The organism is Micromonospora sp. KC207 (assembly GCF_004348615.1).
Taxonomy (GTDB): domain Bacteria; phylum Actinomycetota; class Actinomycetes; order Mycobacteriales; family Micromonosporaceae; genus Micromonospora.
The window spans coordinates 1-10,434 of sequence record NZ_SMKJ01000257.1 but is presented as its reverse complement, the minus strand read 5'-3'; the positions used below and the strand labels follow the sequence as shown (position 1 = coordinate 10,434).

At 73.0% G+C, this 10,434-nt stretch carries 10 protein-coding genes; 6 read left to right on the top strand and 4 right to left on the bottom strand.

Translation table 11 applies throughout. The features are described from left to right. Nucleotides 1-1,510, bottom strand: a 1,510-nt coding sequence (locus tag E1258_RS25475) for a lipopolysaccharide biosynthesis protein (RefSeq protein WP_132405574.1), incomplete at its 3' end; no start/stop codon positions are given. Between the two features lie 150 nt (nt 1,511-1,660). Here E1258_RS25475 and E1258_RS25470 point away from each other — a divergent pair. Next, a complete protein-coding gene (locus tag E1258_RS25470; RefSeq protein WP_132405572.1) occupies nt 1,661-2,590 on the top strand; it encodes an N-acetylglucosaminyltransferase in 930 nt (309 codons plus the stop codon). A gap of 152 nt (nt 2,591-2,742) precedes the next feature. Here E1258_RS25470 and E1258_RS25465 read toward each other — a convergent pair whose 3' ends face one another. Further along, nucleotides 2,743-3,726, bottom strand: coding sequence for a sulfotransferase (locus E1258_RS25465; protein WP_132405570.1), 984 nt, complete (start codon nt 3,724-3,726; stop codon nt 2,743-2,745). Between the two features lie 250 nt (nt 3,727-3,976). On the opposite strand from E1258_RS25465, the gene E1258_RS25460 reads away from it, so the two are divergent. Genes E1258_RS25460 through E1258_RS25445 form a run of 4 tightly spaced genes read left to right on the top strand, consistent with a single transcriptional unit; the run spans nt 3,977 to nt 6,910 of the window. Further along, entirely contained in the window at nt 3,977-4,417 is a 441-nt protein-coding gene (locus E1258_RS25460; RefSeq protein ID WP_132405576.1) for a UDP-N-acetylglucosamine--LPS N-acetylglucosamine transferase, read from the top strand. Nucleotides 4,418-4,473: 56 nt separating this feature from the next. Then, the gene (locus E1258_RS25455) at nt 4,474-5,010 is read left to right on the top strand and encodes a glycosyltransferase (RefSeq protein WP_132405578.1); all 537 of its coding nucleotides are present in this window, start codon (nt 4,474-4,476) and stop codon (nt 5,008-5,010) included. Then, nucleotides 4,998-5,963: a sulfotransferase gene (locus E1258_RS25450; protein ID WP_132405568.1), complete on the top strand. Its 966-nt coding sequence runs from the start codon at nt 4,998-5,000 to the stop codon at nt 5,961-5,963. Before E1258_RS25455 ends, E1258_RS25450 begins: the two co-directional genes overlap by 13 nt. Further along, a complete protein-coding gene (locus E1258_RS25445) occupies nt 5,960-6,910 on the top strand; it encodes a glycosyltransferase family A protein (RefSeq protein ID WP_132405566.1) in 951 nt (316 codons plus the stop codon). Before E1258_RS25450 ends, E1258_RS25445 begins: the two co-directional genes overlap by 4 nt. Before the next feature lie 6 nt (nt 6,911-6,916). On the opposite strand, the gene E1258_RS25440 is transcribed toward E1258_RS25445, so the two are convergent. Beyond that, a complete protein-coding gene (locus E1258_RS25440; protein ID WP_132405564.1) occupies nt 6,917-8,047 on the bottom strand; it encodes a hypothetical protein in 1,131 nt (376 codons plus the stop codon). Nucleotides 8,048-8,084: 37 nt separating this feature from the next. Next, complete coding sequence (locus tag E1258_RS25435; protein ID WP_132405562.1) at nt 8,085-8,915, bottom strand: 3'(2'),5'-bisphosphate nucleotidase CysQ; 831 nt, start codon at nt 8,913-8,915, stop codon at nt 8,085-8,087. 239 nt (nt 8,916-9,154) lie between these two features. Here E1258_RS25435 and E1258_RS25430 point away from each other — a divergent pair, with 239 nt between their 5' ends. Further along, nucleotides 9,155-10,249, top strand: coding sequence for a PLP-dependent aminotransferase family protein (locus tag E1258_RS25430; protein ID WP_132405560.1), 1,095 nt, complete (start codon nt 9,155-9,157; stop codon nt 10,247-10,249). The last annotated feature ends 185 nt before the right edge of the window (nt 10,250-10,434 follow it).

The window sequence follows — 10,434 nt, the reverse complement described above, 5'->3', positions numbered from 1 at the left end:
GGGCCGGGACGCGCTCGGCCAGCCGGGGGGCCAGCACCGCGCCGAGGACCGGTGCGTCGACCTGCTCGAACTGGTGGATCGCGGCGGTGATCTCGCTGCTGCGCGTCTGCCCGCCCTCGATCACCAGGATCACCCCGTTGACGTGCCGGGCCAGCGCCTGCGCCTCCACCGCCGTCGTCGGCTGGGCCGTCTCGACCAGCACGTGGTCGAAGCGGGCTGCCAGCTCTCCGAGCACCTCCAGCATGGTGGCGACCGGCAGCTCCACCTCGGTGTCGAGGTTGCCGGGGAACAGCACCCGGAGCTGGCCGAGGCCGGGGGCCGGGGTCAGCGCGGTCAGCGCCGACACGTCGTGGCGCAGCACGTCGGCCAGGGTGTGCCGGGGCTTGACCCCGCCGAGCATCGCGGGAAGCGGCGAGTCCCGCTTGGTCGTGACCACCGCGACCTGCGCGCCGGTGCGGGCGTACGCGGCGGCGAGGTTGCCGACCACGAAGCCGGCCGCCGGGCCGGGCGAGGTGTCGGTGAGCAGCAGCAGGCGTCCCCGGCCGGGCTGCGGCTCGGGCATCGTCGACAACAGCACGTTGCGTAGCCGGCCCAGTTCGCGGGAGACCTCGTGGCCCGGCGGCAGGATGGTCAGCCCGGCCTGGCGGTTCGGCAGCTCCAGCAGCATCGGCAGGCCGAGCCGGTCGGCGACGTCCCGGCCGCGCCGGACCCGGGTGTCGAGCCGGTCCAGCACCAGGGCGACCACGATGCCGAACAGCAGCCCCGCGCCGAGGCCGCTGGCCAGGTTGAGGGTGGTGTTCGGGGAGCTGGGCTTCCGGGGCAGCGGCGCGTCCGAGATGATCTCGCCGGGGTCGAGCGCGGTGCTCAGCAGCGGGCTCAGCCGGCTGTTGAGGCTGGCGAGCTGGTTGGTCAGCACGTTGCGGTCGGCCTCGGCCCGGGCCCGCTCCACCGAGTTCGGCGGAGCGGCGGCGATCTTGCCGGCGACGGCGGCGAGCTGCTTGTTGGTCTCGGTGATCTGCTGCTTGAGCGCGGTGGTCTCGTTCTCCAGCGACCGGGTGGCCGTCGCCAGCCGCAGGTCCAGGTACGCCTGGGCGAAGGAGTGCGAGCCGGCCTGAGCGGCCTCGGGGCTGCCCGCCTCGAACACGATCTGGAGCACCTGGCTGTTCGGCGGCACGGTGACCGACAGCGACCGGACCAGGTCCTCGGCGGGAAGATTGGTCTTCAGTAGAGCCTGGGCCCGCTCGGCGACGACCAGGGAACGGACGACCTGCGCCTCGGTGTCGAGGTTGACCTTGGCGCCGGGGTTGGCGTCCGGGCCGACCTGGCGGACCAGCAGCGACGTGGTCGACACGTACGTGCGGGTCTGCACCTGGCTGACCAGCATGCCGGCACCCGCGCCGAGTAGCGCGGCCACCACGAGGAGCCACCATCGGCGGCGAAGCCACTCGATGTAGGTCATCAGCGTGGGGCCGTCTGAGTCGCGCAGATCGGCGTGGTGAGACGAGGGCATCGGGCTGTGTCGCTCCCTTTGGACCGGACCGGCCAGTCGTCCGTGGCGAGCGGTGCCACGGCGAACCTTGAGTCTCCCTGATCCGAGCGGTCAGGGGAAGCCGACGAAGGTTCGCTTCTCAGCGGCGGCGTCGCGGGGGAGGATGAGCGGGTGCGGTTTTGCTACCACATCCAGAGCCACCGGTCACCCGAGCAGCTGAACCGGCTGGTACACGCGGTGAAGAAGTACAGTCCGGACAGCATTGTGCACGTCAGTCACGACGTGAACGGCGCCCCGCTGGACCTCGCCGAGCTGCGGTCACTGCCCGACGTCGTCGTGCAGATGCACGAGGGTGGATACGGTGACTTCAGTCATGTAGACCGCTACATGGCTGCCGTCGACTGGCTGAACGACGAGGGGGTGCAGGTCGACTGGCTGGTGAACATCACCGGTCAGGACTACCCCCTCCGCCCGCTCGGCGAGTGCGAGGCCGAGCTGGTCGCCTCGGGCGCCGACGGGTTCATGGAGTACTGGGACGCGAATGGGCCGGACAGCCACTGGCCACGCAGCCGGGTCCGCTCCCGCTACCACTTCCAGCACCGGCGGCTGCTCCGGCTCAGCCCCCGGGGCAAGAAGCTGCTCCGCCCGCTCCAGGCGGTCAACCGGGTGCAGCCGCTGGTCCGGGTGCACGTGTCGTACGGGCTGGCGGTCGGCCGCCGGGCCCGCACCCCGTTCGGGGACGACCTGCGGCTGCACGGCGGGTCGGCGTTCTCCTCGCTGAGCTGGCCGGTGGTGGCCTACCTGCGGGAGTACTTCGACCGGCGGCCGGACGTGGTGGAGTACTTCCGGCACTGCCTCTCCCCGGTCGAGGCGGTCTTCCAGACCATCGTGTGCAGCGCCGACCGCTTCGACCTGGTGCCAGACTGCAAGCGCTACTTCGACTTCCGCAACAGCACCTTCAACCACCCCAAGTCGCTGACCGCCGAAGATCTGCCCCGCGCGCTGGCCAGCGGGGCGCACTTCGCCCGCAAGTTCGACTACGAGCGGGCCCCGGAGCTGCTCGACACCCTCGACGCCCACCTGGCCGCCGCCGCCGGGTAAGGAGGGGCCCCCTGTTAACGCTTTCGGTACAGGAAGGGCCCCTTCCTAACGCCTTCGGCCGAGCCGGTCCCGACGCCTTCGGCCGAGCCGGTCCCGACGCCTTCGGCCGAGCCGGGAGCCGGCCGGCCCGAGTCGGACGCCGAACAGGGGCGTCAGCGGTAGCCGTAGCGGCGGCGCATCGGCCAGGTCATCGCCCCGACCAGGCGGCGGGGGCCCGGGGCGTACTCGCGGCGCCACTTCTCGTCCAGCGCCAGGGTGATCGGGCCGCTACGCATCCGGATCCGCCCGCCGGCCACCGCGTGTGAGCCTGCCTGCTCGAACTCGTTGTCCCGGAGGAACTCCAGCGGGTCGACGACGCTGGTCACGTCGGCGGTCAGCGCCGCGATCCGGCCCAGCTCGCCGCGCGGGTCGCGGACCAGGTCCTCGTACCGGACGGTGACCCGGGGCACGCCACGGCGGCCCAACGCGGCGACCATCGCGTTGACGGTGACCCAGCGCCGGGCGGTCAGCCGCGCCGACCGTTGGTTCATCCGCCCCTTGGTCGAGGTGCCCTCGGGCAGCTCCACCACCTGGCTCCACGAGTACGCCACCCCGCGCGGGTCGCGCAGCACGTGCACCAGCCGCAGGTCGACCTGCGGAGTCCGGGCCAGGATGTACGCCAGCGACGGGCGCTTGGTGGAGTCGACCACGACCCGCGCCCCGGACACCTCCCCCACCGCCCGGTAGAGCCTCGTCAGCAGCTCGGTGTAGCGGTCCAGGTCCCGCCGGAAGGCAGCGGACATCCCCGGGCTCACGATCAGCGGGATCTTGGCGGTGGCATCGACCCGGCGTTGCAGCGCCCGTACGTCGGCCACGTCGATCTGTGACCACCCGCCGTACGCCCGCCGGCCCACCTCGCCCCAGAACGGGCACGCGTCGAAGTGCTCACCGCAGGCGCACCGGAAGTTCCGCTCGACACCGGACTGCCACAGGTAGAACAGCTCGCCGACGTCGCAGTGCCCGACGAACTGGCCGAGCATCAAATCGAGCAGTGTGGAGCCACTGCGCGGCATGCCGCAGACGTAGAGGACGGTGACCGGGTCGGGGGTCACCCCGTTGCCGGCACCCTGCGCTGCCTCGGCCGTCTGGTCGGTCATCCGCTATCCCCTCGCCCCGGTGGATGTCAGCGGCAGTCTAGGCGCGGGACGGGGGAACTCGGCATTGGCGAAAGGTCCTGCTGGCAACCATCCGACAGGTCGGATGATGATGAGCGCCACTTATGTTTCTGTTCGCAGGGCCGCTACATTGTGGCGGCGTCGCGCCGTCCGGTCGACCGCCCCCGGTGGGCGCGTCCCGGGGCGCGGTGGGGCCCTCGGGAGGCGGGTGTACGTGGAGTCTGGTGAAGTCATGCTCGTCGGTTCCAGCGGCGGGCACCTCGCCCAACTGGTGGCGCTCGCACCGTGGTACCGCAACCGGGCCCGCTCCTGGGTGACCTTCGACACCCCGGACGCCCGATCACTGCTCGACGGCGAGGACGTGGTCTGGGCGTACCACCCGACCACCCGTAACCTGAAGAACCTGGCCCGCAACCTCTGGCTTGCCGTGCGGGTGTTCCGCGGGCGGGATGTCGCCGCGGTGGTCACCACCGGTGCCGGGGTCGCAGTGCCCTTCGTGGCGGTGGCCCGGCTGCGCGGCATCCCCACGGTCTACATCGAGGTCTACGACCGGATCGACACCCCGACGCTCTCGGCCCGGCTGTGTCGACCCTTCCTCTCGGCGATGCTCGTGCAGTGGGAGGAGCAGCGCCGGCTCTATCCAAAGGCGACCGTGGTGGGAAACCTGCTGTGAACCTGCCGATTCCGCGTCAGCGCGGCGACTCCCCGGCCCCCCGCACGATCCTGGCCATGGTCGGCACGGACGTGCACCGTTTCGACAGGCTGGTCGACTGGCTGGAGCGCTGGCACGCCGGCCGGGACGCCGCCGCGCCGGAGGTCCGACTCGTCGTGCAGCACGGGCGCAGCCGGGCGCCCCGGCTGCCGGGCGCGGTGCCGTTCCTGGCCCACGACGAGCTCCAGCGAACAATGACCGAGGCGGACCTGGTGGTCTGCCACGGCGGTCCCGCCACCATCACCGAGGCACGCCGGCACGGGCACCTGCCGATCGTGGTGCCCAGGAACCCGGCCCACCACGAGCACGTCGACAACCACCAGCAGCTCTTCTCCCGCCGGCTCGGCTCGGCCGGGATGGTCCGGCTGGCCGAGTCCGAGGCCGACCTGGTCGAGGCGCTGGACAAGGGCGTGGCGGACCCGCTGACGTACGCCCTGGCCGCCGACCCGGACCTGCCCGACCCCCGGGTCGCCGCCGCCACGGCGGTTGGCCGGATCGTCGAGGACCTGGTCCGCGCCAGCCGGGAACCCGGGCGGCGCAGGTGGCGGCGGTGAGTGCCCGGGTGCTCTTCGTCGGCGGGCTGGGGCGTAGCGGCTCCACCCTGTTGGAGCTGATCCTCGCCCAGCATCCCGACGTCTGCGCGGTCGGCGAGGTGGTGCACCTGTGGGAACGGGCGCTCGGCGGCGACGAGCGGTGCGGTTGTGGGGAGCGGTTCACCGCCTGTGACTTCTGGCAGCGCGTCGGCGAGCACGCCTTCGGCGGCTGGTCGGCGGTCGACCGCGCCGACGTGCTGGCGCTGAAGGACGCCGTCGACCGGACCCGGCACATCCCCCGGCTGGCCCGGGCCGAGCTGCCCGCCGCACAGCTCGACGAGGTGCGCCGCTACGCCGACCTCTACACCCGGATCTACGCCGCGGCAATGGCGGTGACCGGCGCGCGGCTCGTGGTGGACTCCAGCAAGCACGCCTCCACCGCGTTCGCGCTGCGCTGGGCCGACGACCTCGATCTGCGGGTGCTGCACCTGGTGCGGGACAGCCGGGCGGTGGCGTACTCCTGGGCGAAGCAGGTGCGCCGGCCCGAGGTGGTGGACGCCGAGGCGTACATGCCGACCTTCTCGCCGTTCACGGTGAGCAAGTTGTGGACCGCGCAGAACGCCGCGTTCCACCTGCTGGCCACCCGCGTGCCGGTGGTCCGGCTGCGCTACGAGGACTTCACCGCCGACCCGCGCGGCACGATCGCCCGGCTGCGCCGCTTCGCCGGCCTGCCCGACGACCCCGGCGCGCTGCGGGTGCTGGACCCGTCGCCCGCGCCGCTGCGCCCGGCGCACAGCATCGCCGGCAACCCGCTGCGGTTCAACGCCGGCCCGCTGCGGGTCCGGCAGGACGACGCCTGGCGCACGGCCCTGCCGTCGCGTAGCCGGGTGGTGGTGAGCGCCGCGACGCTGCCCCTGCGTCTGCGGTACGGATACGTCGGCCTCGGCCGCCAGGGCCCCACGGAGGCGCAATGACCGAGCCGGTGCACGACACGGACGCGACGACCGAGCCGGTCGGCGGGTACCCGTCGGTGACCGCGGTGGTTCCCACCCGGGACCGCCCCGAGCTGCTGCGCAAGGCCCTCGACGCGATTCTCGGTCAGGACTACCCCGGCCGGGTGGACGTGTTGGTCGTCTACGACCAGTCCGAGCCGGACCGGTCGCTGGCCGACGACCCCCGGATCACCGTGCTGGTCAACCAGCGCACCCCGGGCCTGGCCGGCAACCGCAACACGGGCATCCTGGCGGCCACCGGTGACCTCGTGGCGTTCTGCGACGACGACGACGAGTGGCTGCCCGGCAAGCTCGCCGCGCAGGTGGCGGCGCTCGCCGCCGCGCCCGACGGCGCGTTCGTGAGCTGCGGCATCCGGGTCGACTACGACGGCCGCCAGGTCGACCGGGTGCTGCCGGTCAACCGGGTGCCGCTGGCCGCCCTGCTGCGGGACCGGCACACCGAGCTGCACCCGTCGACGTTCCTGATCCGCCGGGAAGCGCTGCTCGACGGCATCGGGCTGGTCGACGAGGAGATCCCGGGCAGCTACGCGGAGGACTACGAGTTCCTGCTCCGGGCCGCCCGGCACGCCCCGCTGGTCAACCTGGTCGAGCCGTACGTGACGGTGCGCTGGCACAAGCGGTCGTACTTCGCCCAGCGCTGGGAGACCATCTCCGTGGCGTTGCAGTGGCTGCTCGGGCGGTACCCGGAGTTCGCCACCGTGCCGGCCGGCGAGGCGCGGGTCAGCGGCCAGATCGCGTTCGCCCAGGCGGCGCTGGGCAACCGGGGCGAGGCCGTGCGCTGGGCGCGGCGCACGCTGTCGCGCAACCCCCGGGAGCCGCGCGCGTACCTGGCCCTCGCCGTGGCCAGCCGGGCCGTCGACCCCGACCGCGTCCTGCGTACGCTGCACAAGCGCGGCCGGGGGATCTGAGCCCGGTCAGGAGGCGGCGCACCAGGCCCGCCACGCCTCCCGGCTCGGCGCGTCGGTGAGCCGGAAGTCGCCTCCGGCGACCTCGTAGTCGTAGTACGCCACCCACAGCGGGCGTTGCCCGTCGAGGTACCGGCTCATCGACCGGATCCAGGCGGCCCGGCCGGTGCCGCTGCTGTCCCCGGCGATGCGGACGCTGCCGGTCTCGGCGAGCCCCCACGGCTTCCCCAGCGCCTTCGACTTGTTGATCATCGGGGTGAAGACCTGCGCCGGGTCGGTGTACCGGTCGTACTTGCCGCCGCTGTTGTAACAGTCCCAGCCGAGCACGTCGATGGCGTCGCCACCCGGCCAGTAGTCCTCGAAGGTGCGCCGGGAGTTCGGGTTGAGCGTCCAGCACATCAGGATCAGCGTGGACCGCAGCCGGGCGTTGCCGGCCCGGTCGGCGAGACCGGCGAGGCGTTTCCACGCGGCCCGGTACTGGGCGGCGGTGTACGAGCCGCGCTCGACGTCGTCCTCCGGCTCGTGGAAGTACGACCAGTACACGTCGAGATCCCGGGGGACGGAGCGGAACCAGGCGGCGAGCCGCGAGTCGTGCTTGCCGGCGGCCACCTCGCCGGGCGGCGCCTTGAACGAGACCACCACGGTCCGGTCGGCGACGTCGGCGCGGCTGCCCGACCAGGACGGCGGCAGCCCCGGGTAGAAGACCCGGACCATGCGCAGCGGGCCGTAGCTGCGGTCCGAGCGGGCCAGCCCGGCGGCGAAGCTCTCCCCGCTCTTGAGGTAGATGCTCGCCCCGGGCAGCGTGTTGCGGCCGCCCGGGAAAGCGCCGGACGTGGCCCCGCCGCTGACGCTCGGGCTCGGCGAGCCCGACGCGGGGCCCGCGCCGAAGCCCTCGTTGCCGCTCGGCGTCGGGCGGGTGCCGGGGGCCGCCGGGCCGAGTCCGGCGTTGCCGCCGGTGGCGTCGGTGGCCGTCGGGGAGGGCCCGCCGGGCAGGTCCCCGTTGGTGGCCAGGGCGACCGTGGTGCCCAGCACGAGCGCGCCGGCGGTCAGCGGGAGCAGCCACCAGCGGCCGAGCCGGTGCCGCGGCGGGGTCGGGTCGGGGGCGGCGAGGGTGGGCGCGGCGATGGGACCGGAACTCATGACCCTCCTCTGTTCGGCGGTGCCGGAGCGGGCGTCGTCAACGGTAGCGGTCGATGGCCGCGAGCAGGGACTCCGCGTGCTCCGGACGGCAGACCAACAGGTCCGGAAGGCGCGGGTCGTCCCGGTTGTAGCGCAGCGGTGAGCCGTCGATCCGGGACGCGTGCATGCCGGCGCCGAGGGCCACGGCGACCGGGGCCGCCGAGTCCCATTCGTACTGGCCCCCGGCGTGCACGTACGCGTCGACCTGGCCGGTGACCACCGCGCAGACCTTCACCCCGGCCGAGCCCATCGGCACCGCGCGGGCGCCGATGCCCTCGACCAGTTCGCTCACGAACGCGGGCGGCCGGCTGCGGCTCACGGCGATCCGCAGCGGCCCGTCGACGGGCGGTGCGGTCGGGACCCGGTTGCCGAGGACCAGCGGCGTGCCGCCGGGGCCGGTACGGGCCGGCATGCCGACCGCGCCGGCGACCAGCGCGCCGTCCGGGGCGGCCGACCGCTGCCAGAGCGCCACGTGCACCGCCCAGTCGTCGCGCCCTTGCTCAGAGAATTCCCGGGTGCCGTCCAGCGGGTCGATGATCCACACCCGGTCCGCCGTGAGCCGGGTCGGCCGGTCCCCGGCGGACGGGTCGTCGGCCCAGGCCCGCCGGCTGTCCGCCTGCTCCTCGGAGAGCACCGCGTCGGCCGGGCGCCACCGGGCCAGGGCGGTCGACATCAGGTCGTGCGAGACCTTGTCCCCCGCGTCCTTGAGGGCCTTCGGGTCGGCGAAGCCCTGCTCGGCGCGGAGCGCGGTCAGCGCCACGCCGGCCTCGCCGGCCAACCACTCGGCGAACGCCTGGTCGTCGAGCCGACCCGTACCGTCCTCGGTCACGTGAACCTCACCACTCCTTCGGTGCCACCGCCGGCCCGTGTCCCCGGGCACCGCGCGGACGCCTATCCTTCGGCGGTCGCGCGGGCGCGGCCAGACACTGGTCCGATAATCGACACCGAGAGTGTCGCGTACCTCCGGTGGTCCCCGCTTCGGCCGTTCGCAGCCCGTCCACTGCCCGCATGTTGAACTTGGCGTGTATGCCGGTCGGACCGCCCGGACCAGGCCCTAGGCTCGTCCGCATGACTGCCGAGCAGCTGATCTCCTTCGCCCGTGGCGCTCCCTCGCTGGACATCGTGGATGTCGAGGGGCTCAAGGCCGCCGCCGTCCGCGCCTTCGACGCCGACCCAGCCGGGGTCACGGCGTACGGCACCTCCGTCGGGTACCCGCCCCTGCGGAAGTGGATCGCGGAGAAGCACGGCGTCGAGGCCGATCAGGTGCTGGTCACCAACGGCTCGCTCCAGGCCGACGCGTTCCTCTTCGACCACCTGGTCCGGCCGGGCGACGCGGTCGTGGTGGAGCGTCCCACGTACGACCGGACGCTGCTGAACCTTCAGCGGATGGGTGGCGAGATCCACGGCGTGACGGTTCAACCGGACGGCCTGGACACCGCCGAGCTGCGCAAACTACTGGAGTCCGGGGTCCGGCCGAAGCTCGCCCACGTCATCCCCAACTACCAGAACCCGGCCGGCGTCACGCTGTCGCTGGACAAGCGGCGGGAGCTGCTCGACCTGGCCGCCGAGTACGGCTTCACCCTCTTCGAGGACGACCCGTACGCCGACATCCGGTTCCGGGGCGAGCCGCTGCCCTCGATGCTGTCGATGGACACCCGGGGCGTGGTGGTGCACGCCTCCAGCTTCACCAAGACGGTCTGCCCGGGCGTGCGGGTCGGGTACCTGGTCGGGCCGGCGGACCTGATCAGCGACATCGCGAAGAAGGCCACCAGCCTCTACATCTCGCCCGGCATGGTGTCCGAGGCGATCGTGCACCAGTTCTGCGTCTCCGGTGACATCGCCCGCTCGATCGAGAAGGTCAGCGCCGCCCTGGGTGAGCGGGCCCGGGTGCTCGCCGAGTCGTTGCGCCGGCACATCCCCGAGGCGCGTTTCGTCGAGCCGGACGGGGGCTACTTCCTCTGGGTCGAGCTGCCCGAGGACGTCCTGGTCGACCGCCTCGCCCCGGCGGCGGCGGAGCGCGGCGTGGCGGTCGTCAAGGGCAGCGACTTCGTGCTCGCCGGCGGGCAGCACGCGCTGCGGCTGGCCTTCTCGGCGGTCACGGCGGACCGGATCGACGAGGGTGTTCGCCGGCTCGCGGAGGCAATGGCGGCCGTCCGCGGCTAAATTACTGTCAGATTTCTGACAGAAGCGCGGTGTGGGCCGGGTGGGGCCTCCCGCCCGGCCGGCCGAAAGCCCACAATGCTGCGAGCGCTGCTCATCTCTGCCGGCTGCCTGCCCCGACGCGGGCCCGACGGCCCCGACCAGCGGCGCGTAGGCACTACCCCCGCCCCCAAGGGCGCCGGGTGGGC